This window comes from Terribacillus aidingensis (assembly GCF_040703035.1).
In the GTDB taxonomy this organism is placed as follows: domain Bacteria; phylum Bacillota; class Bacilli; order Bacillales; family Amphibacillaceae; genus Terribacillus.
The window spans coordinates 2,992,488-3,017,950 of record NZ_CP159996.1; the positions used below are offsets into that span (position 1 = coordinate 2,992,488).

At 44.3% G+C, this 25,463-nt stretch carries 22 protein-coding genes; 9 read left to right on the forward strand and 13 right to left on the reverse strand.

Annotation, left to right across the window (positions count from 1 at the left end):
• Positions 1–49: 49 nt before the first annotated feature.
• Together ABXS78_RS15555 and ABXS78_RS15560 are read right to left on the reverse strand one after the other, a co-directional pair.
• Entirely contained in the window at positions 50–1,534 is a 1,485-nt protein-coding gene (locus tag ABXS78_RS15555) for an aldehyde dehydrogenase family protein (RefSeq protein ID WP_366247961.1), read from the reverse strand.
• Positions 1,535–1,696: 162 nt separating this feature from the next.
• A complete protein-coding gene (locus ABXS78_RS15560; RefSeq protein ID WP_366247962.1) occupies positions 1,697–2,632 on the reverse strand; it encodes an alpha/beta hydrolase in 936 nt (311 codons plus the stop codon).
• A gap of 111 nt (positions 2,633–2,743) precedes the next feature.
• Here ABXS78_RS15560 and ABXS78_RS15565 point away from each other — a divergent pair, with 111 nt between their 5' ends.
• The 3 genes from ABXS78_RS15565 to ABXS78_RS15575 all read left to right on the forward strand — a co-directional run bounded on the left by ABXS78_RS15565 (position 2,744) and on the right by ABXS78_RS15575 (position 6,670).
• Positions 2,744–3,352, forward strand: a complete 609-nt coding sequence (locus ABXS78_RS15565; RefSeq protein ID WP_366247963.1) for a helix-turn-helix domain-containing protein — start codon at positions 2,744–2,746, stop codon at positions 3,350–3,352.
• Positions 3,353–3,424: 72 nt separating this feature from the next.
• Entirely contained in the window at positions 3,425–5,623 is a 2,199-nt protein-coding gene (locus tag ABXS78_RS15570) for an MMPL family transporter (protein ID WP_366247964.1), read from the forward strand.
• A gap of 114 nt (positions 5,624–5,737) precedes the next feature.
• Positions 5,738–6,670 (forward strand): aldo/keto reductase, encoded by a 933-nt coding sequence (locus tag ABXS78_RS15575; protein ID WP_366247965.1) that lies wholly within the window; start codon positions 5,738–5,740, stop codon positions 6,668–6,670.
• A gap of 34 nt (positions 6,671–6,704) precedes the next feature.
• On the opposite strand, the gene ABXS78_RS15580 is transcribed toward ABXS78_RS15575, so the two are convergent.
• The gene (locus ABXS78_RS15580; protein WP_095221300.1) at positions 6,705–7,751 is read right to left on the reverse strand and encodes a 2,3-butanediol dehydrogenase; all 1,047 of its coding nucleotides are present in this window, start codon (positions 7,749–7,751) and stop codon (positions 6,705–6,707) included.
• Between the two features lie 127 nt (positions 7,752–7,878).
• Between ABXS78_RS15580 and ABXS78_RS15585 the strand changes: the two genes are divergently transcribed.
• Positions 7,879–8,841, forward strand: coding sequence for a LysR family transcriptional regulator (locus tag ABXS78_RS15585; RefSeq protein ID WP_366247966.1), 963 nt, complete (start codon positions 7,879–7,881; stop codon positions 8,839–8,841).
• Between the two features lie 16 nt (positions 8,842–8,857).
• Here the strand turns inward: ABXS78_RS15585 and ABXS78_RS15590 are convergent, their stop codons facing one another.
• The 4 genes from ABXS78_RS15590 to ABXS78_RS15605 all read right to left on the reverse strand — a co-directional run bounded on the left by ABXS78_RS15590 (position 8,858) and on the right by ABXS78_RS15605 (position 12,010).
• Positions 8,858–9,625, reverse strand: a complete 768-nt coding sequence (locus ABXS78_RS15590) for a glucose 1-dehydrogenase (protein WP_366247967.1) — start codon at positions 9,623–9,625, stop codon at positions 8,858–8,860.
• A 119-nt stretch (positions 9,626–9,744) separates the two neighbouring features.
• Positions 9,745–10,491, reverse strand: coding sequence for an amino acid ABC transporter ATP-binding protein (locus ABXS78_RS15595; protein ID WP_366247969.1), 747 nt, complete (start codon positions 10,489–10,491; stop codon positions 9,745–9,747).
• Between the two features lie 12 nt (positions 10,492–10,503).
• Complete coding sequence (locus tag ABXS78_RS15600; protein ID WP_366247970.1) at positions 10,504–11,202, reverse strand: amino acid ABC transporter permease; 699 nt, start codon at positions 11,200–11,202, stop codon at positions 10,504–10,506.
• Positions 11,189–12,010, reverse strand: a complete 822-nt coding sequence (locus ABXS78_RS15605; protein ID WP_095221308.1) for an amino acid ABC transporter substrate-binding protein — start codon at positions 12,008–12,010, stop codon at positions 11,189–11,191. Before ABXS78_RS15605 ends, ABXS78_RS15600 begins: the two co-directional genes overlap by 14 nt.
• Before the next feature lie 459 nt (positions 12,011–12,469).
• On the opposite strand from ABXS78_RS15605, the gene ABXS78_RS15610 reads away from it, so the two are divergent.
• The gene (locus tag ABXS78_RS15610; RefSeq protein WP_366247971.1) at positions 12,470–13,828 is read left to right on the forward strand and encodes an MFS transporter; all 1,359 of its coding nucleotides are present in this window, start codon (positions 12,470–12,472) and stop codon (positions 13,826–13,828) included.
• 124 nt (positions 13,829–13,952) lie between these two features.
• Positions 13,953–15,482, forward strand: a complete 1,530-nt coding sequence (gene garD, locus ABXS78_RS15615; RefSeq protein ID WP_366249956.1) for a galactarate dehydratase — start codon at positions 13,953–13,955, stop codon at positions 15,480–15,482.
• A gap of 48 nt (positions 15,483–15,530) precedes the next feature.
• Here the strand turns inward: garD and ABXS78_RS15620 are convergent, their stop codons facing one another.
• On the reverse strand, positions 15,531–15,854 hold the full coding sequence (locus tag ABXS78_RS15620) for an AzlD domain-containing protein (protein WP_095221312.1): 324 nt from the start codon (positions 15,852–15,854) through the stop codon (positions 15,531–15,533).
• Positions 15,851–16,579 (reverse strand): AzlC family ABC transporter permease, encoded by a 729-nt coding sequence (locus ABXS78_RS15625; protein ID WP_366247972.1) that lies wholly within the window; start codon positions 16,577–16,579, stop codon positions 15,851–15,853. Before ABXS78_RS15625 ends, ABXS78_RS15620 begins: the two co-directional genes overlap by 4 nt.
• A gap of 351 nt (positions 16,580–16,930) precedes the next feature.
• Between ABXS78_RS15625 and ABXS78_RS15630 the strand changes: the two genes are divergently transcribed.
• Both ABXS78_RS15630 and ABXS78_RS15635 read left to right on the forward strand, forming a co-directional pair.
• Positions 16,931–17,815 (forward strand): methyl-accepting chemotaxis protein, encoded by an 885-nt coding sequence (locus ABXS78_RS15630; RefSeq protein WP_366249957.1) that lies wholly within the window; start codon positions 16,931–16,933, stop codon positions 17,813–17,815.
• Positions 17,816–17,996: 181 nt separating this feature from the next.
• Positions 17,997–18,350, forward strand: coding sequence for a hypothetical protein (locus tag ABXS78_RS15635; RefSeq protein ID WP_095221317.1), 354 nt, complete (start codon positions 17,997–17,999; stop codon positions 18,348–18,350).
• Here the strand turns inward: ABXS78_RS15635 and ABXS78_RS15640 are convergent.
• From ABXS78_RS15640 to purT, 4 genes are all read right to left on the reverse strand, one after another.
• Entirely contained in the window at positions 18,347–19,672 is a 1,326-nt protein-coding gene (locus ABXS78_RS15640; protein WP_366247973.1) for an MFS transporter, read from the reverse strand. The two genes, ABXS78_RS15635 and ABXS78_RS15640, sit on opposite strands and share 4 nt — an antisense overlap.
• Before the next feature lie 307 nt (positions 19,673–19,979).
• Complete coding sequence (locus ABXS78_RS15645; protein ID WP_366247974.1) at positions 19,980–21,374, reverse strand: VWA domain-containing protein; 1,395 nt, start codon at positions 21,372–21,374, stop codon at positions 19,980–19,982.
• Positions 21,375–21,456: 82 nt separating this feature from the next.
• Positions 21,457–21,798, reverse strand: a complete 342-nt coding sequence (locus ABXS78_RS15650; RefSeq protein WP_366247975.1) for a n-acetylglutamate synthase — start codon at positions 21,796–21,798, stop codon at positions 21,457–21,459.
• Positions 21,785–22,957, reverse strand: a complete 1,173-nt coding sequence (purT, locus tag ABXS78_RS15655) for a phosphoribosylglycinamide formyltransferase 2 (RefSeq protein WP_366247976.1) — start codon at positions 22,955–22,957, stop codon at positions 21,785–21,787. Before purT ends, ABXS78_RS15650 begins: the two co-directional genes overlap by 14 nt.
• A gap of 126 nt (positions 22,958–23,083) precedes the next feature.
• Between purT and ABXS78_RS15660 the strand changes: the two genes are divergently transcribed.
• Positions 23,084–25,441, forward strand: a complete 2,358-nt coding sequence (locus ABXS78_RS15660; RefSeq protein ID WP_366247977.1) for an EAL domain-containing protein — start codon at positions 23,084–23,086, stop codon at positions 25,439–25,441.
• Positions 25,442–25,463: the final 22 nt, after the last annotated feature.

Here is a 25,463-nt window from a genome sequence, read left to right on the forward strand (position 1 = left end):
TTTTTTTGCACTAAAAGAGCCCGCACTACTAAGCGCAGGCTGTTTAGCATTATTCCATCCCTATCCAAACACTCTTTACTTCCGTATAGTTATCCAATGCGTAAGATCCCATTTCCCTTCCGATACCGGATTGTTTATATCCGCCGAAAGGAGATGCAGCATCGAAAGCATTGTAGCAGTTCACCCATACTGTTCCAGCCCGAAGACGGTTTGCAATATAATGTGCTTTTGTGACATCTTGCGTCCATACTCCTGCAGCAAGTCCGTATTCGCTGGCATTTGCGCGACGAATCAATTCATCCAGATCGTCATAAGGCATTGCCGATATGACTGGTCCGAAGATTTCTTCCTTGGCAATCGTCATTTCATCACGGACATCAGCGAAGATCGTCGGTGAGACAAAATAACCTTGCTCCTGCGGCTTACCGCCCCCAGTGACCAGCTCTGCTCCCTCACTTCTCCCCTTCTCGATATAGCCAAGCACTCGCTCCTGCTGCTCCAATGATACGAGCGGACCGATTTCCGTATCTGCATGAATACCAGCACCCTGCTTGATTTTCTCTGCATGGGAAGCCATGTCGGCAATCACATTATCGAATTGCTTCTTCTGGATGAAAACACGCGATCCAGCGCAGCAAACTTGTCCTTGGTTGAACATGACACCATTCAATGTGCCAGGAATTGCTTTTGTCAAATCGGCATCTGGCAAAACAATATTCGGTGATTTTCCGCCAAGCTCCAATGTTACTCGCTTGAGTGTTTTAGATGCATTCGCCATGATTTGTTTCCCGACGCTTGTGGATCCCGTGAATGCAATCTTATCAACCTGCGGATGATCGACAAGCGGCTGACCTGCCGTTTCCCCGAAACCTGGTACGATATTGAGGACACCAGCAGGGAATCCTGCTTCCTCTGCCAGTTCAGCTAAGTATAATGCAGACAATGGCGTCTGCTCAGCAGGCTTTAGTACAACCGTACATCCGGTAGCCAGTGCTGCTCCGAGCTTCCACATCGCCATTAAGAGCGGGAAGTTCCATGGAATGATCTGCCCCACCACGCCTAGTGCTTCATGTCTTGTATAGTTGAAATATGGGCCATTAACAGGAATCGTCTGTCCGACGATCTTAGTCGACCAGCCTGCATAATAGCGCATATGTTCAATTGCCAGCGGAATATCCGCATTTGTCGTTTCCCTGATCGGTTTCCCATTGTCCAATGTTTCGAGCTGGGCAAGTGCATCTGCATTTTCTTCCATTAAGTCCGCCAGCTTATACATGATTCTGCTTCGTTCTGCTGCCGTCATTGTTGACCAAGGGCCTTCATCGAATGCAAGTCGTGCCGCCTTCACTGCACGGTCGATATCCTCCGATCCAGCTTCATAAACAGTTGCTAGTACTTCGCCCGTTGCCGGGTTATACGAATCGAAAGTCTTCTCTGTTGCACTTGCCACGAACTCCCCATTGATATACAGCTTCTTCGTCCCATTCAGAAAACGCTCCACTTTCTCGTGCATACCTGCTGCTAATTGACTCATAGAAATCCTCCTCAGATTGTATTCTAGTTTTGTCTAAGCGTCATGATGCGAGATAATAGACTACAGGAAACCGCTTACAGTTGATATGGTAGCATCTTAAGGTTATAGAAAGCAATTGATAGCACAGAAGAATAGTACGCTATATTTCGACATAAAAAAAGCTCAACCGACAGGCTGAGCCTCCATCCTGATATTTTGCAGGAACTGCTTTACAACTTGTTCATATTCCTGCTTGTTATCGGCAAGCGACATCGCATGATCACCCTTTTCGAACAGATGCAAATGCTTGTACCCACTTCGTTTCCTGTCATATAAGTCTTTCGTCATCTGAACAGGTATATAGGAATCTGGCAAGCTGCTGATAAAGAGAACCGGTTTCTCGATATTCGCAACAGAATGGATTGGGGAAACATCCGGGAAACGATAGCCATCCAATTTACGCACGATTAATTCTGCAGCTGGCAGGAACACTTGCCGCGGAAGACGGAATTGGACTTTCAGCCTGTAAGCGACCTGTTCTGCAAAATCACTGTAAGGACAATCGGCGATATAGAAATCTGCCCCATCCTCCACTGTACCCGCATAAAGCAGAGCAGTTGCTGCACCCATCGATTCGCCATGCACACCAAGCTTCAAATCGTAATCATATCTTTCCTTCGTCCACTGTATCACCCGGGCAAGATCGTGCCTTTCCTGATAGCCATACGTAATACTTTTGCCATCGGAAAGTCCATGCCTGCGTTGATCGTACAATACAACGTTGAAACCTAGTTCCAGAAATACGTTCATGTATTTGATACTATTATATTTATTAACTGCTACTCCATGCGAGATGACCATGACATGCCGGGAATCTGGATCTCCTACATAATGTGTACCATAAATCTTCCCCTCACTTGAAGGTACACTGAATTCCTCCTTGCGCAGTGCATCGTAGGCCGCTTTGTTGTAGCGGCCAGCCTCCACCTCACGACTGATCGTCTCTTCCTCCGTGAAGGCTTTCATTTTCCGCAGTTCCTTGTTCACCAGTGTCGTAACAATAGCTGTGTACCCTCCAAGCAAGCCGGCAACGGAAAGAAATAACCCTTTTCTCCCCATATCACTACCCCCTTTTTATATTCTATTTTACAATAAGTAAGACAATCATTGCTTTTTCAAACAAAATGAGTTAACTTATCAATTGATAAGTTATTAAAGAGGGCAGGCATTATGGCTAGAAAAAAAGAAGTTTCCGCTGAACAGACCCAGCGCACTATTATTGCGACAGCTGAACGGCTTTTCATGACACATGGCTACCGGGCGATTTCAACTCGCCGGATAGCAGAGGAATGCGGCATTACACAGCCAGCGTTATATCATCATTTCCCAAATAAACAGGCCATCTATCTCGAAGTTGTCCGTTCCATCATGGTCCAGACAGAGGAAGCAATGGCACATGTGCTGCAGGATCATGCTGACAGCAAGGAGCGCATTCGGAAGATAGCCTATTTTATGATTATGAACCATCAAGGTGACATGACGCAGATGTTTCATGATCTGCAATACGAGATCGATGAACAGCACCGGAAAACGATTCAAGACTGGTGGATGCGCAGCTACTTCAATCCGGTTATGCAGACACTGACAGAAGGAATCGCAAAAGGTGATATATCTTCTATTTCTTCTGCCCCGCCAATGGAGCTGACATTTTTCGTACTTGAAATGATGAAATCCTTCCTGCCTCCATCCAAGGAGGATCATGAAGCCCGGCGTGCATTCGCAGACAAGAAATCGAAGATGCTTGTAGACATCCTTTTTGACGGAATCCGGAAAAAATAAAAGATTATGTGCATAATCTTTTATTTTTTGGGTATAACTTATCAGTTGATAAATTAATTAGGAGGATCATTCATGCAAAAATTAGGTGCTTTTATTAGCGGCAAATCTGGGCGCTGGATCATTCTGGCTGCTTGGATTGTCCTTGCACTCGTATTAAATCTTACCTTGCCGCAGGCAAACTCTCAAGAAGATGAGCAAGCTGAAACATTCCTGAACGATACGAACAGTGAGGAAGCAGCTCGTATCATAGAAGAGGAATTCACTGACAACAGCGGTCTGCCTGCCTTGCTGACGTGGTATCAGGAAGATGGGCTGACAGATGAAGACCTGCAGTCGATTCAGCAGTTCAGCGCTGATTTGCAGGAAGCTGACTTGGAAGCTGCAACCGTGACGCCATTCCAGGATATTCCGCTTCCAGCATTAAAAGAACAGCTTTCCGATGACGGTACGACGCTCGTCATGCCGATCCTTTTTGATAATGGTACAGCAACAGAGACAGTCGAAGCTGGTCTTGAAAAAATCCAAGATACAGCAAATGAAGCATTCACGCAAAATCCATTTGAACAAGATTTGAATAGCGGCGATCTGCTCGTCCGAGCAACGGGTCCTGCCGGTATTTCCGTTGATGCTGTCGGCCTCTTCTCTCAAGGAGATACGACACTTCTATTTGGAACCGTACTGATTGTGCTTATCTTCCTTCTCGTTATCTATCGATCTCCGATATTGGCATTTGTGCCTCTTATCGGTGTAGGTTTTGCTTATTTAGTCATAAGCCCAATCCTTGGTGCATTAGGAAAGGCCGAATTGATTTCATTTGATTCACAGGGACTTGCAATCATGACTGTACTGCTCTTTGGTGCTGGTACCGATTACTGCTTATTCCTCATCACTCGCTTCCGGGAAAACCTCTGGGAGATAAAGAGCAAGAAGACAGCAATCGTCCGGTCCCTCTCCTCTGCGAGCGGAGCAATTGCCATGAGTGGATTAACCGTAATCGTTGCCATGCTAGTCTTACTTGTTGCTGATTATGGATCGATTAATCGTTTTGCTATTCCATTCGGAATCGCTATCTTTATTATGCTGCTTGCAAGTCTTACACTCGTGCCAGCTTTGCTCACTATTATTGGACGCGCATCCTTCTTCCCGTTCATCCCTAGAACAGAAGATATGCAAGAGAAGCGCGCAAAAGAAAAAGGAAAGCCAGTTCGTACGAAGAAACCGCACAATAAGATTGGCAATAGCGTGGGCAGACTTGTCATTCGCCACCCATGGAAGATAGCTATCATTACACTTGTTGTACTTGGAATTCTTGCCGGAATTTCATCCCGTATCACGTATACGTATGATACGCTGTCATCCTTCCCAGATGATATGCCGTCAAAAGAAGGATTTGAAATACTGACAGATCACGTAAATGCTGGTGAGCTTGCACCTGTTTCCGTCCTTGCTGAGACAGATGATCCAGAGGCTGTCCGGAGCGCTTTGGAAGAGTTGCCTTATGCAGCTGCTGTAATGGATCCGGAGCAGTCAGAGTCAGACGATCAATTGATCCGTATCCAGCTTGAACTGGATGAAAATCCTTACTCAAATGAAGCAATGGCACACATACCTGACATAAAGGAAACCGTATCGGATACAACCGGAGATGCCGATAGTGTTTGGATTGGTGGTCAAACAGCAGAACAGTATGATACACAGCAAGTGACAAAGCATGATGAAAAATGGGTTATCCCAATCGTTGTCGGCTTCATCACTTTACTTTTGCTCACCTATTTGCGATCAATTACGGCTACGATCTATTTGGTCGCAACTGTTTTACTCTCCTTCTTTAGTGCATTGGGCCTTGGCTGGCTTATCCTGCACTACGGATTCGGTGTTGAAGCAATCCAAGGCTTTATCCCGTTGTATGCTTTTGTGTTCATTGTTGCGCTTGGAGAAGACTATAACATTTTCATGATCTCAAGCATTTGGAAACGAAGTAAAACGATGCCGCTTAAGCAAGCAATTGCTGACGGTGTTGCACATACAGGCGGTGTTATCACGTCTGCCGGTCTGATTTTGGCAGCAACATTTGCTGTATTGACGACATTGCCTATTCAAATACTTGTCCATTTCGGAACAATCACAGCAATAGGTGTGCTGCTCGACACCTTCTTAGTCCGTCCTTTCCTTGTACCTGCTATCACAACGATTCTCGGTAAATGGGCTTTCTGGCCTTGGAAGAAGCGGATTCAGCAAACAGAAGAAAATGAACAAAAGGCGCATGCCTAAAAATGCGGGACAGCTATGCTGTTCCGTTTCTTTTTTGCAAGCAAATCTTTTCCATATACACATGTCTATTTGCTACAGTTAGGACAGACTTATAAAAAAGGAGCTGAGCAAGAAATGACAGAACGTGTACAATTAGGAAAATCCGGTTTGTATGTTAACCCGATTGGTGTCGGTACGAATGCAGTCGGAGGCCATAATCTCTATCCAAACTTAGATGAGGATCAAGGCAAGGAGGTTGTCCGCCAAGCGATTGAAAATGGGATGAATTTCTTTGATACAGCTTATATTTACGGTCCGGAAAGATCTGAGGAGCTTGTCGGTCAGGTTATCAAAGAAAGCGGCAAACGCGATGACATTGTAATCGCAACGAAAGCAGCCCACAAAATCATCAATGGTGAAACACTGATGGACAACTCGCCGCAATTCTTGAAGGAATCTGTGGATAGCGCATTGAAGCGTCTGCAGACAGATTATATTGATTTGTTCTATATCCACTTCCCTGACGAAGATACACCGAAAGCAGAAGCTGTCGGTGCGCTGAAGGAATTGAAGGATCAAGGAAAAATCAAAAGCATCGGGGTTTCCAACTTCTCGATCGAACAGCTGAAAGAAGCGAATATTGATGGTTATGTAGATGTATTGCAGTCTGAATATAATCTGTTCAAACGCGGGGCAGAAAACGATCTTCTACCGTATACAGCTGAAAATAATATCTCCTTCGTACCTTACTTCCCGCTTGCATCTGGCTTGCTAGGCGGTAAATACGACGAAAATACGAAGTTTGACGATTTGCGCGCGAATGATCCACTATTCCAAGGTGAAACGTTCAAGCAAAACCTGAAAAAAGTTGATCAGTTGCGCGATATCGCTTCTAAGAAGGATGCGGAGGTTGCTCATGTCGTGCTCGCTTGGTACCTGACACGAGACAGCATCGATGCGATTATCCCTGGAGCGAAACGTCCTGAACAAGTACTGAATAACTTGAAGACGCTCGACGTCAAACTATCAGCAGATGATGTCGAAGCAATCGATAAAATCTTTAGATAAGAAAAAAGCGGATGCCAAAGCATCCGCTTTTCCTTTATTCTTGTTCAGATTGAACAAGAATCTTCACTTGGTTCTTTTCTTTGATCAAGGTCTCGAATCCTTCTTCGACTACTTCATCCAGCTTGATTTTCTTTGTGACAAGCTTCTCAGCTGAGAAGTAGCCCTTTTCCATTAAGGAAAGCACTTGCGGGAATACATCTCGATAACCAATGATACCCTTAATAGAACGCTCCTGAATCACTATATCATTTGGCATGATTTCAGCTGGTTTTTCCCAGATGCTGACGATCATTGTTTCGCCACCTATATCTGTAGACTGAATCGCCTGACGCAAGACCACTGGTACGCCTGTTACCTCAAAGGCAACTTCTACACCACCATCTGTCAATCTTCTGATTTCCTCAACTGTATCATCCACCTTGCTTGGATCGACGACAATTGCACCTAACTCTTCCGCTTTTGCTTGACGTTCCGGTGAAAGTTCAACAGCATAAATTTCCGTTGCACCTGCTGCTTTCAAGGCCTCTATAACAAGCAAACCGATTGGACCACATCCGAATACAGCTACTTTGTCTCCTGCTTTTACCTTACTGGAACGTACCGCGTATAACGCAACCGCTGAAGGCTCCACCAATGCACCTTGCTCATAGCTTAAAGAATCCGGAAGCTTGAACAGCAGCTCTTCATCGACTGCTACGTATTCACTCAAGCCGCCGCCTCCACCAGCAAGTCCAAGGAATCCCATTTGCTTGTCCAAATTATATGCGCCTTGATGTCCATGTGTTGCAAAGATAGGTTCTACAACAACACGATCGCCAACCTGATATTCTTTCACTTCTGGTCCTACTTCAACTACTTCACCAGAGAATTCATGTCCCATTGTCACTGGAGCCACTTCACCAGTCAGCGGATGCGGATTATCTACTGGAATGAAAATCGGTCCTCCAAGATATTCGTGCAAGTCACTTCCGCAAATACCGCACCATTTAACCTTCATTTTCACTTGGTTCGGTTTGATGACAGGCTCGTCAATCTCTTCTAATCTCACATCTTTCTGATTGTGCCAACGTAATGCTTTCATTTGTTCCATCCCCTTTTAGCAGCATTTATTTCTACATTTCTAGTATACTGCTGGAAAATGTTATAATAAATTTCGGGTTATTTAACTTAAATAAACGTTTGCTTAACTAAATGAATGAGGGATCGACATGACTATCGAACAATTGAAATATATAGTAGCCATCGCACGATCAGGCTCGTTAAAAGCAGCTGCCGCTGAACAGCATGTCACTCTCCCAGCACTGAGCCAAGCACTTACCAACCTGGAAAGAGAGTTGAATATCAGTCTTTTCCGCCGTTCCCGCACAGGCACGACGCCAACCGAGGAAGGCAGCAAGCTTATACAGCATGCAGAGTCTGTCTTAGAGAAACTGCAGGAATTCACTGATGAAGCAGAGACATATACAGAATCTCTGAATGGAGAGCTGAAGATTGCAAGTTTCCCTGGACCAATGGAAATTTTAGTTGAGCTTTTCTCTGAGTTCCGCAAGCTTCATCCAAATATTAAAGCTTCTTTATTTGAGAACACATCACAGCGTATCATGAGAAAAGTTGATGCCGAAGCTGTAGATATCGGACTTGTTATTTATACAGAGAAGGAAGTTCAAAAATATCGTAATCTTGTCTTTAAGAAACTGCTTGATGGACATATGGTGACAGCTGTCAATAACCGGCATCCGCTAGCTAAGGAAAAATTGATTACGGAAGAGATGCTTGTTAAGCAGCCGATCGTTCTTTATAATGACGCTTATATCCAGGCATTTATGCGCCAGTTCAAATCGCTACAATACGATATCCTGTTCACCACGAACAACGTACAAACAATACGAAATATGGTTGAGAATGAAACAGCTATCAATATCGGCTTTGACTATGCTTTCCGGACCGATGCCGAGCTTTCGAGAAGCAAAGACATCACACTTCTTCATTTTGCTCCGCCATTTTTTCAGACCTACTCTTTCGGCTATGTCTATCACGGAAACAATACACTCTCCCGCGTAGCTAGAACATTCTTACGTGAATTGGAAGAAACTATCCTTGCTAAGGAAGAGCTACACGTAAAGTCAGGTCCATCACTATACACGCATATAAAAAACACGCCTGTCCTTTGACAGGCGTGTTTTAAAATTAAGCAGATGTTGTTCCTTGTCCGCCATCGATTCGATAATAAGAACCAGTGATGAATGATGCTTTTTCAGAAGAAAGGAATAGCATCAAATCAGCGATCTCTTCCGCTGTAGCATAGCGCTTCATCGGTACACTTGCTTCAAAGCCTTTTCTAGCTTCTTCTTCATGTCCTTGCGCAGCGTTCGTTTCGATAGAACGCATCATTGCTGTATCTACACCAGATGGTGCAACTGCATTGACACGTACGCCATAGTCCGCTACTTCCAAAGCTGCCGTTTTATTGATTCCGATAAGGGCGTGTTTTGAAGCAATATAAGCACTCATGCCTGGAGCGCCAAGCAAGCCGCCGTTAGAAGCTGTATTCACGACAGCGCCGCTCTTCTGTTCTGTCATTACTTTCAATACATGCTTCAATCCAAGGAAGGCGCCTACAACGTTGACAGCCAATACTTTTTCTAAGTTTTCGACAGTTGAATCAACGATATTTTTGAACTCTCCGTTGATACCAGCGTTATTGATGAACACATCAATACGTCCGAACTGTTCCTTCGTTTTTTGCACGTAATCAATTACGTCTTCTTCTTTCGCAGCATTAGCTGCCAGCAAGATTTTCTCTGCATCAATGGATGCTGCAGCTTTCTCAAGCGCTTCCTGTGAAAGATCGACAAGAGCCAGTTTTGCTCCTTCTGCTGCAAATTTCTTAGCAGCTGCGATTCCAATTCCGCCTGCTGCGCCTGTAATAAGTACCACTTTATCTTTGAATTCCATCTCTTAAGTCCCCTCTCAGAATATGTACTATCCTACTTATTATCGGTAACCTTCTTACTATTTTCAACTAGAATGCTTATAATTTTACAAAAAAAACAGGAGAACATGATGTTCTCCTGTTACTCTGTAGGATTCAAAATGCGATGCAGGAAGCGCTGCGTACGCTCCTCTTTTGGATGAGACAGAACTTCCGCCGGCGGTCCTTGCTCAACAATGACACCGCCATCGATGAAGATGACTTCATCCGCAATCTCCTGTGCGAATTTAATCTCATGCGTGACAACAACCATCGTCCAGCCTTCGTTAGCCAGATCCTTCATGACACGGAGCACTTCCCCAATCAGCTCAGGATCCAGTGCTGAAGTAGGTTCATCAAAAAGCATCAATTCAGGCTTGATTGCAAGCGCACGTGCTATACCGACACGCTGTTGCTGCCCGCCGGATAGCTGATACGGATAAAGATCCTTTTTATCCTTCAATCCTACTTTATCAAGCAATTCAATTGCTTCCGCTTTAACAGTCTGTTTGTCCCGTTTCTGAACCTGAACAGGCCCTTCCATGACATTCTCCAGAACAGTGCGATGCGGAAATAGATTATAAGATTGAAATACCATCCCTGATTTACGGCGCAGCTTGATTAACTCCTGCTGTTTAACCTTCTGTCCAAAATCGACCTGATGGTCTTCGAAGCCGACAATACCTTCGTCCGGTATTTCCAATGCATTCAGACAGCGAAGCAAGGTTGTCTTACCAGAACCGGATGGTCCAAGGATTGCGATTACCTTACCTTTATTCACTTGCATATCAATAGATTTCAGTACTGTATTTGTACCAAAAGTTTTCTTTAAACCTTTTACTGCTAGCATAGCTACCCCTCCTTACCTTGCTGTATAGCGGTCTAATCTGCGTTCGAGCTGATGCTGTGCCAGCGAAAGGACGAAACAGATGATCCAATAAATGAAGGCAGCCAAGATATAGATGTAAACAATCTGATCCAAATTCGTCGCACCGATTTGCTGTGACTTACGAAACAGCTCGGTTACGAGAATCTGAGATGCCAAGGATGTTTCCTTCACTAAGCTAATAAAGCTATTGGATAAAGGCGGTACGGAAACTCGCAGCGCCTGGGGCAGAATGACACGAAACAATGTATTCCGATAAGTCATCCCGATTGTAAAGCCTGCCTCCCACTGCCCCTTAGGAACTGAGAGAATGGATGCCCGGATGATTTCCGAAGCATATGCTCCGACGTTTAAAGAAAAAGCAATAATTGCTGTCGGATAAGGATCTATCATAATATTTAATTCCGGCAGTAAGTAGAAAATAATGAATAGCTGAACAAGCAGCGGTGTGCCGCGGATAGCAGAGACATAAACAGAAAAAATCCACCGCAAAGGCTTGATATTCGAGATCCTAACCAATGCCGTGATGAGTGCGATAATGATGCCTAGAAAGAACGAAATAAGAGTCAAGGGGATCGTGACTTTGATCCCCTCGATCAGTATCGGCCAGAATGACTGCTGCAACAGCTCCCAAGGGATGACAATCCCGCCGAATACCATATTATTTGTTAACATCTTCGCCAAACCATTTCGTTGAGATTTCCGCTAATGTACCATCTTCACGCATCTCATCAAGTGCTTTGTTGAACTGATCGACAATTTCACCGCTATCCTTACGGAATGTGAAGTATGTCTCGGAAGGTTCGCCAGTTTCGAAAGCGATTTTCACAGGTGCTTCCTTATCCGTATTATTCAGATAGTCAAGCACAGCAAGCTTATCGTTGAAAGTAAGGTCAACACGACCTTGTTCAATCAGCTGAATGGATTGAGCCAAGCCTTCCACACCTTCAATTTCCGCGCCAGCTTCAGTAGCTAATGCATTGTAGTTACTTGTTAGAGACTGTGCGGATGTCTTACCTTCTACATCTTCAATCGATTTGATGTCATTGTTATCTGCAGCTGTTACCACAACAGACTGAGATTTTGTGTATGGATCTGAGAAGTCATACTGACCGACACGTTCGTCATTTTCCCCTTTACCCACTTGGTTCGCAATCACATCGAAACGATCACTGTTCAAACCAGAGAACATGGAATCCCATTGTGTCTCTTCAAATTTCACTTCAAGACCCAAATGCTTACCGACTTCCTTCATCACTTCCACGTCATAACCTGTAAGTTCACCGTTATCATCATGGAATGTGAACGGAGAGTATGTTCCTTCTGTTCCTACTGTAATTTCACCTTTATCTTGAACTTCTTGCCAAAGATCAGCGTTGCCGCCTTTATCACCAGAATCGGAAGCAGAATCATCTCCGTTGCCACAGGCAGCAAGAATTGCAAATATCGACATAAATAGTAGACCTAATAGTGCTTTCTTCATGTACCAAACCCACTTTTCTATAATTTTTAACTTCATCAGTTTAAGGCCAACATCAGGAAAAGTAAAGAAAAAAGTCTGAGTAAACTAATCAGGATTAAATCACATGCTCTGCGCTTATTATAAACGTAACTGCAGCTCGCCATTCAGCTTAATTCAAGTAGTAATCCACACATCCTCCCAAAAGGAAATTTAAGACGTTCCGTGTTACAATACCCAGCCCGTAAATGGATGGAACTTATTTCGCGGCAAATTAAACATATAATGCTTTCATTCCATGTGGAAGAAAGTACATGAAAGCGAATATGTGTAAAGAAAACACAGAATGGTCACATTAACAGCAGAGTGAAAGCTGGAGGTAACAGAGATGACCAACATCGTGAAAAAAAACTATAAAACTGCTTGTAAATTCGTTCTTCCTTCTATCGGCCTGAGTACAGAGGTCTCTTTCGGTATAGTGGAATGAATAAGAAGCAACGCGGCCTTTTCCTGACAGCTATCGCAACAGGGACAATGCTCAACCCACTGAATTCTTCGATGATTTCTTTGGCACTTCATGCTATACAGCATGATTTTTCACTGAGCTTTGCCACAGTCTCATGGCTAATTTCTACTTACTATTTAGCAAGTGCGATTGTTGTTCCAATTGCCGGCAAGGTCGGAGATCTTATTGGACGGCGTAAGATGCTTTTGATCGGCCTGCTGCTTGTTGCTGTTTCTGCTGTTGGTGCCCCATTTGCAGACACATTCCTTATTTTATTAGGCATGCGGCTGTTCCAGGCAGTTGGCAGCAGTTCCATTTATCCAGCTGGTATGGCACTTGTACGTACCCATATACATGAGAAACAAGCATCAGCACTTGCCATACTATCCATTTTCACTTCGTCCATGTCAGCATTTGGTCCAACCGCCGGCGGATTTCTGATCGACTTTGCTGGCTGGCAGTCCATTTTTACAGTGAATGCTCCATTCATTTTGCTTAGCTTTCTGCTGACTTGGTTCGCTGTCCCAAAGGATCCAGAAACCACGCACTACACTTTCCGGGAGTTCTGGAAACAACTCGACACCATTGGAATTATTCTATTTGCAATCGGTATGAGCTTTCTATTGTACTTTCTGCTGTCTTTCGAGCATGGCGTCCATTTGCTGCCATTGGGTATAGGCATTATTTTTCTTGCAGCATTCATTGTGCGTGAATTACACACTGCCTTCCCTTTTATCGATGTCCGTCTATTACGGAGCAATAAACGGCTGACGCTTGTCTATATCCAGTTCATACTATTGAACATATTCAACTACAGTCTCTTCTTCGGACTGCCGAGCTTCTTCCAGGATGTTTTGCATTACAGCCTGAAGACGAGCGGTTTGATGATGATCTTCCTTTCTGGTGCAAGTACGCTTGTGTCATTCTTGATGGGTCGCTGGATCGATCGTTCCGGTACAAATATTCCTACGATTGTCGGAGCTGTGCTCATGATTGGCGGAACTGCAACATTAGCTGCCATATCCCAGCACCTGACTCTCGGAAACATTGGTACTGTCCTCATTTTTCTAGGAATTAGCTACGGCATCGGTAATGTCACCTTGCAAGCAGCCATGCTGCACGCTTCCCCCGAATCTATTGTCGGGACAAGCTCAGGCCTCTTCCAGACATGCAGATACCTTGGTTCCATTCTTTCTTCTGTTGTCTTAGCGATTGTATTCGGCTCTGACTTGTCGCTGCCTGGGTTCCGGTTTCTAATGATTGTCCTCGTCATCACCGGAGTGACTTTCTTAATCACAGCTGTTTATTCAAAACAACTGGAAGAAGCAGCGGGATGAATTCGGCTGCTTCTTCCATAGCCTATTGACAGTACCTGTTAATGGTCATACAATTATACAAAATAACAAATAGTCCCATTCTTTTTTATTGCTTCTAATTGAAATCGCTTACAAAAGAGGAGGAATACAATTGAAATCCACGACTAACCCTTATTTTGTTAAAGTACATGAACAAGACAATGTTGCAATCGCAGTTGCCGATGGTGGTCTTGCTGGCGGAACTTCCCTTGCAGATGGCATTGTCACACAGGAGCACATTCCCCAAGGCCACAAGATTTCTCTGCAGCCCATCCAAACAGGCGAACCTGTTATCCGCTACGGTGAAGTGATCGGACATGCCACAACAGATATTCCTACCGGCAGCTGGGTCCAAGAACGTCACTTGCTCATGCCCACCCCACCGCCGCTGGATGAACTCTCTCTTTCCCCTGCTCCTGCTGTCCACCTTCCTTCATTGGAAGGCTATACATTCGAAGGTTATCGGAATCCGGATGGATCAGTCGGCACCAAGAACATACTTGGCATTATAACAAGTGTCCAATGTGTCGTCGGTGTCATGGATCACGCAGTTAAGCGACTGAAACAGGATATTCTGCCGAACTATCCAAATGTGGATGATATTGTCGGTCTTCATCATGCGTATGGCTGTGGGGTTGCTATCCAGGCACCAGAAGCAATCATCCCGATTCGCACTGTACAGAACTTAGCCCGTCACCCGAACTTTGGCGGTGAGACACTAGTCATTGGTCTTGGCTGTGAGAAACTCATTCCATCACGAGTCAATCCTAGCGGAAACGATGAGGATATTATTATGCTGCAGGATCAGCAAGGCTTTCATGCAATGGTGGACAAAATCATAGAAAAGGCCGAAGCAAAGCTAACTATGCTGAATAAAAGAAAACGGGAAACTTGTCCTGTCTCTGACTTGGTTATTGGCACACAATGCGGCGGAAGTGATGCTTTCTCCGGCGTTACCGCAAACCCTGCCGTTGGTTATGCATCGGATTTGCTCGTCCGCGCTGGAGCAACAGTAATGTTTTCCGAAGTGACGGAGGTTCGGGATGCGATCCATTTACTTACACCTCGAGCAGCCAGCAAGGAAGTTGCCGAAAAACTAGTTCGCGAAATGGATTGGTATGACCGTTATTTAGCTTCTGGTCAGGCAGATCGGAGCGCCAATCCGTCACCCGGGAATAAAAAAGGCGGTTTATCCAATATAGTAGAAAAAGCTTTAGGCTCTGTCGCCAAGTCTGGACAAAGCACAATTACGGATGTCCTCGCACCTGGAGAACGTGCTGAAACGAAGGGTTTAATATTTGCTGCCACTCCAGCCAGCGACTTTGTCTGCGGTACGCTCCAGCTCGCTTCCGGCATCCACCTGCAGCTCTTCACAACTGGCCGCGGCACACCATACAGTCTGGCGATGGCCCCAGTCGTAAAGATATCAACACGCACCGCCCTTCAGCAGCAATGGAAGGATTTAATTGATATCAATGCTGGTACAATTGCTACTGGAGAAGCAACATTAGAAGAAGTTGGCTGGGAGATTTTCAACTTTATACTGGATGTAGCAAGCGGAAGAAAACAGACCTGGGCAGATCATTGGGGAACCCATAATGATCTAGCTCTATTCAACCCTGCTCCAGTTACGTGAAAGAGAAAAACCCCGATGCATTGAGACTAGAGCATCGGGGTTTTTCTTTTATCCTATGAAAAAGCGCAAACCAGCCATGAGTACAACACCAATTACTACCGTAAATAATAGACTCTTGGTCCAAAGTGCGAAAAGAATGGTAGGAATCATGATTGCGATGACCTGCCAGTCGAAGGAAAGTGGTCCGTTTTCCCCTAGAACATTCGAGACAACAAGTGCAGTCAGTATACATATTGGGATGTAAGACAGCCATCTCAAGGCAAGCACTGGCAATTTTAGATTTCTGATGATCAAAAAAGGCAATACACGCGGTACTATCGTCACTGCCGCACAAGCAGCAATCAGCAGCAGCATGGAAAAAGATACGTTCATTTCTCCGTCACCACCCCTATCGTTGCGCCAAGAATGGTAGCAAGCAGTACAGCCATATGGGAACTGACAAAAAATGAGAAACCTATCATCAGTATGACGATACACAATATTAACCGAATATAGTGCTTTAATTTCGTCGATTCAATTGCATCCAGCTGCAGTACAAGCAGTGCAATGAACATACTGGTCAATGCGAAATCCAGACCAAATGCCTCTGGATCTGCTATCCAATTACCAAACAATGCACCGAAAGCACAAGAAATAATCCAGCATATATAAGCTGTCACGTTCAACCCATTCATCCAGCTTGCCGTCATTATCCGCTTCTGTTGCACCTTGCTGGAAGCCACACCAAAAGTCTCATCTGTCAGCAGCACGCCAAATCCGATGTTCTGCCAAACAGAATACTGCGTAAAATGCGGTGCCAGTGTCGCGCTCATAAGAAAATGACGTAAATTCACAATAAAGGTCGTTAAAATAATTGCGGCAGCCGGACTTCCATCAAGCACTAAGGCAGCAAATATAAATTGAGCCGACCCAGCATATACAAGTACTGCCAGTAACACTACCTCCAGCGCACTGAGTCCTGCTGCAATACCTACTACTCCAGCAGCAATACCTATGCTGATATATCCAAGCAGTGTAGGGACACAATCTCTTACCCCCTGCCTGAAAGTAATATCGTTATTCTCCTCCGCACCAATAGATGCTTGTACATCGGCCATTCTGCTCTCACCTTCAAACTTCTCTAGTATTGGTTGTCAGTATATCAAAGGGAGGTACTTAATGGGAATAACACAAAGCTTCTTAAAAACTTCCTGAAAAGAGTTTTAGCATTATATTCTTTCTCTGTATAGACTACGGTGAATCTAGTCAAGATTACATATTCCCATAGTCTTTCTCTATGCGCTATTAATAACAAAGTATATTATCAGTCAGAATTAACTTTTTTTAGGATGATATATATATAACTATAATATGTTTTCCAACCGACGAATCTGGGTATAAATACTTAGTTTCAAAAAGAATAGGAGAAGATTACAATAATAATTAACCAGCAATCTACGACACAAGTCCTGGATGACAATGCCGTTCTAACCGCAGCGGAGAAGTCTTTAGCTATGATAGAGTTCACGCCATTCGGCGAAGTATTGTGGGCTAATGAGAACTTCGCTGCAACCATAGGCTATCCAAAGACAGAGCTGCCAGGTAAGCACCACCGGCAATTCTGTGCTCCGGATTTTGCCCATAGCACAGATTATAACCAGTTCTGGAGCCGTCTGCGCAGCGGTCATTCTTTCCAGGATAAGATCATGCGAATTGCAAGGAATGGTGATGTAATCTGGCTGGAAGCTACATACATGCCTGTTCATGATGAAGATGGCGGGGTGCAAGCTGTCCTGAAAGTTGCAACTGACATTACAGCACGAGAAATTGGAACTAAAACCATTACATCCGACCTGCAGCAAATGGCGAATCATCTTCGTTCCCGCACGGGTTCCGGTATCGAAAAAAACAATGGCGCTGCAGATTCGATCGATTCCATCGTTGCTGCCACTACCGCTAATATAGATGCAGCGGAAGCCTTAAGTAAACAAGCAGGCTCTATTCAATCACTTGTCAAAACTATCAGAGACATTGCAAACCAGACGAATCTACTAGCATTGAATGCTGCCATTCAAGCAGCTCACGCAGGCGAACATGGCAGAGGTTTCAATGTTGTTGCGGATGAGGTACGGAAACTGGCATCACAAGCAGCAGAAGCAGCAAAGCAGGCTCAAGAGAATATTGGGAAGATGACTGAGCATATTTATCAGATTGAATCTGTCTCACATCAGGCTCAGCAACGGAGTATGGACGGTAAATTGCGAGTTCAGAAGGTTATAGAAGAACTTTATACCCTTGAGCAAGCAGCCCAGAATCTGGATAAACAAGCAAACGAGCTCAGCCTTCTTATGTAAAGAACCGCATTATTGTGGGATTTTTCACCTGCCCAGAAACAGACTAGTATAATACTCACATGTATTATCTGTCGAAACTAAAACATCTGATTACCAAGAGGACGAATGGTTAATTGACATAAATCAGCAAAGCTAGTACGCTAAATCCCGTTAAGGAATGAAGTTTGGGGAGTAATTCAGTATGTACAAATTTGAGATTGATGACAAACAGAAAGTGCTTCATATAACGGCAGAAGGGTTCTTTAAAAATAATGAATCCGCGGCCTTCATGGAGACACTTTATGAAACATTCGGATCTATCCAAGCCACCGAATACGACTTAATTGTCGACCTTATTCATTTGAATGTAATAAAGCAGAATCTGGTTTATCGAATTGCTGATGCTTTTAAGTTATATGACGAGCTCGGTTTCCGTAATATTGTCATCATCAATCCAATTTCCATTTTAGCGAAAGTACAGCTTTTTAATATTGCAAGAAGTGTGCATTTTACCGGCACCTTCGTAGATTCACTGGAGGAATGGCGGACGCGTTAACGCGCCGCCATCCCGTCCGGAGTTTTCTTTTTTGCCATATGGACAAGCAGACCTATCAGAGTGAGCACGATAAGTGAGGTCAATGCAATTCTGCTAGCCAAATCCCCGTATCCCCTTAAAACCAGCGTAATACTACCATAAATCATCGGCCCGATGATCGAAGATACCTTTCCCGAAAAGGCGAACAAGCCAAAGAACTGCCCTTGTTTTTCAACTGGAGATAAATCTACAATTAAAATCCTCGATGTAACCCAAATTGATCCTAATGCAATCCCGAAAAGACTGCCTGCTATCCAAAACATCCATTGTGCTGTTGCCAATACTCCTATCGTCAAAGCAATTACCATAATTAAAGCCACAAATGAAAATGATCGATGGGCACCTACTCGATGAGCTATCTGCCCAAAGCAAAATGACCCGATGATAGCTGTAACCGTGGACACTAGGTACAGAATGATGAATTGTCCTGAACTGAACCCAACAACCGTGACAGCATATACGCTCATGACAGCAATAGTTGTCGCTATCGCATCATTAACAAAGAAATAAGCTACCATGAACCTAAAAATGGATTGATGCTTACGTATTTCCTTGAAGGTGGAGAAAATTTCTTTATAACCAGTTAATAGACTCACACTAGCCTGTTTCTGTACCGACTTCTTTTCTTTTAGGAAGAATACAATCGGAAGCGTGAACACTAAATACAGACCTGCCGTAGCAAGAAATACATATTCATATCCTTCATCCAGCCAAAAATAAACAAGTAAGCCTACAAGCGTGCCCATATAACCAACAGCTACACCGAACCCTGATAATGTCGATAGACGATTCCGTGGTACCAAATCACTGATTTTCGCATCATAAAATATAAGGCTGCTGTTATAGAAGAACTTGGCCAGTACAAATACAAGAACAGTTGCTACAAACGGTACTGGCATTCCCCATAACATTCTTTCCGAATCCCACCCTGCAAATAAACCCATTAAAACTGTACACAGAATCGAGACCGCCGCGAACCGGATGATATAACGCTGTTTATAACCAGTCTTGTCTATCCACACCCCAAATAATGGGGAGAAGATGACGAGAAAGAAGCTAGCCAGCGCATTCGCATAGGCAATCAGCGTATTGCCTAGCTGTTCCAGTTCTGCGGTATTGCCAATTGTATCGGTTACATAAAATGGAAAGAAGACGGTTGTAATATTTGATGAAAAAATCGTATTGGCAAAGTCATATAAAGCCCACGACAAAATAGGCAGAGACAGCAAAAAACCAAAGCCCCGGTTTTGATCGGATGTCTGCCTTAAACGTTTACTTTCCATAGGAAACCTCCTTTTTCTTCCACTATACCTCATGCTTGTCTACCCGCATGTCTATTTACAAAAAAATTACAGTATGCCGAAAAGTTCCTGCTTCCAATGCGACTATGATTGATTAATGTTAGTTATAAGCTGGTGGATATGGGTGATTCGCTGTCATTTTCGTTTAAGAGAGAAAGGATAAAGCTTCTATGAACTTAAATTGCCATGCTGCCTGCCAGTTGTCCTGTAAATTCGATTGGTACGGTTAGTCATTAAACACGGCATACAAAAAGACACGGAAACAATATTGTAATTGTTTCCGTGTCTTTCACTGAGAGACGTTCTCCTTCAGCTTCTTCATTTCTTCCACCCATGCCATTACTTCGGCACGGATCTCTTCTTGCCGTTCATTTACCTGGTCAATCTTTTCTGCTTCCAGTTCGCTCAACTCTTGTTTCGCTGTATCAAAGCGTTCTTGGATAAGCTGCGATACAGCAGCGCTCATTTCCTCTGTGATGACTCCCTCGTTTGCAAGTCTTGTAAGTGCAGCTTCGTACCGCACCTCTTCATTACCCATTATATTTGTTATATTAGCGAGTACCTGCCGCTGGCGATCATATTCATCGCCTACCTCCCATCCATTCGGAGGTATATTGACAGGCGCCCATGCCAAGTCCAAGTTGGATGGCAGCCATTCATATTCAATGGTAGTTTGCAGATCTGCCGCACTATTAGCAGCGTAATATTCACCTCTGCCCGCGGTAGCTACATCAGCAAGTTGATTTTCCGATTCCTCATCGACATCGAACCCAATAACATTAATAATGCCCCTCTCATCCGATGCTGCCTGTTCGGCTGCTTTAACCGGATCACCGCCGCAAGTCTCTTTGCCATCGCTGACAATATAGATTGCGGTTGCACCATCCATTGAACTGCTTTTATCAGCTGCTTCTTCAATTGCTCCTGCCAGCGGCGTCCAGCCTCTGGCCTCGATTTGATCTGTTGCTTCACTAAATTTCTGGTTGTCATAAGCACCTGAGGCATATACCTCTTCAATACCCGAACACGATTCATCCATATCTGCATCTGATTCAGATCCTTCATGCCCATAGACAATCAGGGAAATATTACTTGAATTGCCTAGTGTTTTAGCGAAACTCTTCACAGCATCTTTGGCAACTTTCATCTTTTGCTCTCCGTCTACTTCCAGAAGCATACTGGAGCTGGCATCCAGCAAAATAATGGCGTTTTCAGCTTCAGATGATGCACCAGCATCTCCTGAAGCTTTCGGCTGCGGCAGATACGGATCATCGAAAGAAGGCTCCAGATCTTCTGCCTCCTGAATCGTTTCTCCATAATGCGGACTCCCCAGAACAGCTATTAAAGCCTTATGCAGTGTTTCAGGGTCATCATCAGCCTCGATTGTTTCCTTTAAGGATGGAACTGCTGCATCAACAAAGTCAGTAACAGATACATTTTCATCATTTTTTGCTGTATCAGCTTCTATTGGAATTTCAGAAGTCTCTCTTCCGCCCTGTTGTTCTTTTAGCTTTGACAGCGACCCTTCCGTGCTGACTTCCTGTATCGCGTTTACATCCAATTTACCGTCTGCTTCTTCAGTCGCCTCTTTAGCAGCAGATTCTTCGACTGGAGCACTATTCGAACTGCATGCTGCCAAAATGATAAGCGAAACCAAAAGCAAAAAAACGGAAGTGTTTTTCATCCGAACTTCACTCCTCTCCTTTATTGCTATCAGTACGAATCATCACCAGCTAAGTTTCAAGTTTAGTGAAACAGAATCCCCACTACTCCGTCACTTGTTCCACGATGGAATGCCCTGTCGAAGCATCATCGTACATCCATTGCCACTGTTCATGCAGACGTATCCTGCCATCTGCCAAGATTTCTGGTATGGAGACACAATGCCCGCTCCTAAGCTCATATTGATCATTAATATGATGGTAACGGAAACGAAGCTTACCATCTGGTTCCACCAAGCCGATCAGCCTTCCTTCCAGAATTGATCCGCCCGCATAATCCGCAGTCAGAATCTGTCCTTCTTGCTGATAATGAAAGGTAGTTTCACTGGATGTTTCTCCGTTATCTGTGTTCGTGACAGCGCGGAAAGTCAGATTATGATAATTCATCCTGTCCCTCCACTTTAAGCCGTTTCCTTGCCTGTTCAGCGCGCAACCTTGCCTCTTCCACTGTTTTAGCAACGGATAATGCTACAGCAACTCTGCGCCCTACTGTTGTCACTGGTTTACGGAAGACACGGATCTGCGTCTGGGGCTCCTGCAACGCTTCTCTTAAACCCGAAATGCGATAAGATTCCAATGCTGTATCTGCTTTTAACGGACTAGTTGCACCAGGCTGCACAAGCTTGATCTCTGTAATCGGCAAGCCTAATATTGCCCGTACGTGCAAGGCAAACTGAGACAGTTGCTGTGTCACCATTGTCACCATGCCTGTGTCATGCGGACGTGGTGATACTTCACTGAAGTAGACTTGATCCCCAGCAAGGAAAAGTTCTACTCCAAACAAGCCGTAGCCGCCTAATCCTGTTGTGATACGCTCGGCTATCTCCTGTGCTTCTTCCAGCTGATAATCTGTCAGCTGATGCGGCTGCCAGGAAGCGATATAGTCACCATTTTCCTGTTCGTGCCCAATTGGCTCGCAGAAGAAAGTGCCGTTTACCGCACGGACTGTCAGCAGGGTGATTTCCGCGTCAAAACGAATGAATTCCTCTACAATGACACGTGGTTTCTGCACCCTTCCGCCTTCCATGGCAATTTGCCAGCTTCGTTCGATGTCCTCTGTTTTTCGGCAGACACTTTGTCCTTTGCCAGAAGAACTCATCAACGGCTTGATAACACAAGGAAACCCGATCTCTTCTACAGCTTCCTGAAAGGCTTCATATGTATCCGCAAAACGATAGCCTGCTGTCGGAATATCCAATGTTTCTGCAGCAAATCTGCGAATGCCTTCACGATCCATCGTCAGCTGGGCAGCTTTTGCAGTCGGTACGACATGATAACCTTCCTTCTCCAGCTCAATCAATTCGTCTGTAGCGATTGCTTCGATCTCTGGAACAATAAAATCTGGTTTCTCCCAATCTACGATCTGTCTGAGCTTTTCTGGATCAAGCATATCGATAACATAGCTGCGGTCGGCAACTGCCATTGCCGGAGCCCCATCGTATCTATCGACTGCTATCGTCTCTACACCGAGTCGCTGTGCTTCGATTACAACCTCTTTTCCAAGTTCTCCAGATCCGAGCAGCAGCAGTTTTTTCGTTTGATACATACTATCGCCTCCTGAGTTGCAATTAGTAAAAAGTTTTGCGCCATGATTCGACTTTATCTGATAAACTTATGTTACCATGCCTGTCCAATTCAGGTAATCCTTACTTTTGCCGCAGGAGGAAAAACGTTGCTTCCGTTCATTGATATACCGGGTATCCATTTTCTTTATACAATTACCAGCGTATTGCTCATAAGCGTACTCACCAAGCTTGTATTATATGTGAGCCAGCAAATGATGCGGACTGCAGTCAGTACCTGGAAAGTGATTCTAGTATCATTAGGAACTGGCTTGAGTGCTGTACTGGCTACATATTCGTTTACCCTATCGATTGATGCGGGTCCTGCACCGCAAGCAACATGGATTTTTTTCGCAATCAATTTTTGTGTAAGTTCCATTAGCGGTGCTCTTATTCTGCTTGTCGTTCGCAGTCCTATTGGAAATACCAAACATGATTTGCTTTTCAGCCTTTTATTGGCCGCTTTGATATATCTTTTGTACATGATGACACCGTTTTTCTTATATCCGTATTTGCGTGATGTCCACCTTGTAGAAGTACTTACTTCCATAGTTATGACACAATCGACTATATTCAGCTTATTCCGTTTCGTCAATATGTACACAAATGGAGAACAAATGAAGTGGAGCAAGCTGCTATTATCACTCGGAAGCCTGATGTCAGGAATTGCCATTGTCGGTTTAGGTTATTGCATCTTTGCAGCTTTCACTTCTTATTATTCAACAGCATCCCATAGCTTTCACTTTTTAATTCCAACAGTTATCGTTTTGACTTCCAATACAGTCTTGACTGTCATTCCGCTGCTTTATAGAAACAGAGCACTGCTGATGACACATCAGCTCTATCAATCTCTGTTCAATGACAATCCTAATGCTGTATTGGCAGTCAAGAGTGATGGTTCGATTCAGCATGCCAATAAAGAAAGCAAGTTTTTGACTGGTTATGATGAGGACACTATCACAAAGATGGATGCAGCGGCTCTGTTCCTCGATAAGGAGATATTCCGTGATTACCTAAGTATTATTGAAAATGGCGGATCACATCAATGGGACACTAAATTAGTCAACCGTTCCGGTGTTCAAAAAGATGTACACATAACTGGCATACCTACTATTGTGAAGCATCATATCGTTGGTTACTTTCTCGTCATCAAAGACATCTCACATATGATTGAAACAGCCAAACAAGTTGAATTCCTTGCCTATCATGACGATCTGACCAAACTGCCCAATCGCCGCCTTATGCAGCAGCAAATGCAGGACTATGCAGACAAAGGCATTACTTTCAGTATTCTGTTGATTGATTACGATTTGTTCAAACGCATCAATGATATTTTCGGACATTCCTTTGGGGATAAGGTATTAATTGAAACAGCAATTCGACTGGAAAAGATCCTGGATGGCAAAGGCACCGTCAATCGGGTCGGCGGAGATGAGTTCCTGCTTATCGTTCCTGGAAAGCCCTCCAATCGACTGGCTCAAGTCATTGTCGAGCAGTTCCGGCAGCCGATGCGGCTTCACGATTATGAACTCGTATTGCAGGCAAGTATCGGTATTGCTTCCTTCCCGGAACATGCGGAAGACATGGATAGTCTCTATAAGTACGCTGATATAGCAATGTATCAAACGAAAGAAAACGGCGGAAATAATTACACTGTGTTTCAGCCGGAAATGGCAGAAAAACAGGTGCTTCGTTTCGAGATTGAGCATGAGCTGCAGGAAGCAATCGAAACACAGGCTTTTGATTTGTACTTCCAGCCAAAATTCCACAGCTTCACACGTACCATAACCGGAGCGGAGGTGCTGCTCCGCTGGCATCACCCCGAGCGCGGCTTCATTCCTCCAAATGTGTTCATTCCGATTGCTGAGGAGAGCGGATTGATTGTCGCAATTGAACGCAGTGTTATTGAACGTGTAATGGCTTGTTTATCGAAGTGGCGGAAAGAAACATACGAATGCACTATCCCGTGCATTTCCATCAACGTATCTGTGATTACATTCCTGCAGGATGATTTCTCAAGTTTCTTCCGGGAGCGACTGAAGCATTATAATCTGAATGGGAACATGCTGGAGCTCGAAATCACAGAACGTGTTGTCATGCAGAACGAAACCAAAATAAATTCCACCCTCCAGAAACTGCGCGAAACAGGCGTTAAGATTAGTATCGATGATTTCGGTACAGGATATAGTTCCTTGAACTACCTGGATAAACTCCAGGTCGATATTTTAAAAATTGATCAAACGTTCATTCAACATATCGAGTATAATCAATCCATTGTTGCCACCATCCTGTCGCTGGCTGAAAACCTCAAGCTTCACACAATAGCCGAAGGGGTCGAAACGGAAGCACAGCTGCAAGCACTTCGCGGACTTGGCTGCACAGAGGTACAAGGTTATCTGTTTTCCAAGCCGCTTCCCCAATCTGATTTTGAGTCAGCTTATATTATGCAAATACCCGCGGATGCCTAGCATTCCGGGTATTTTTTGTATA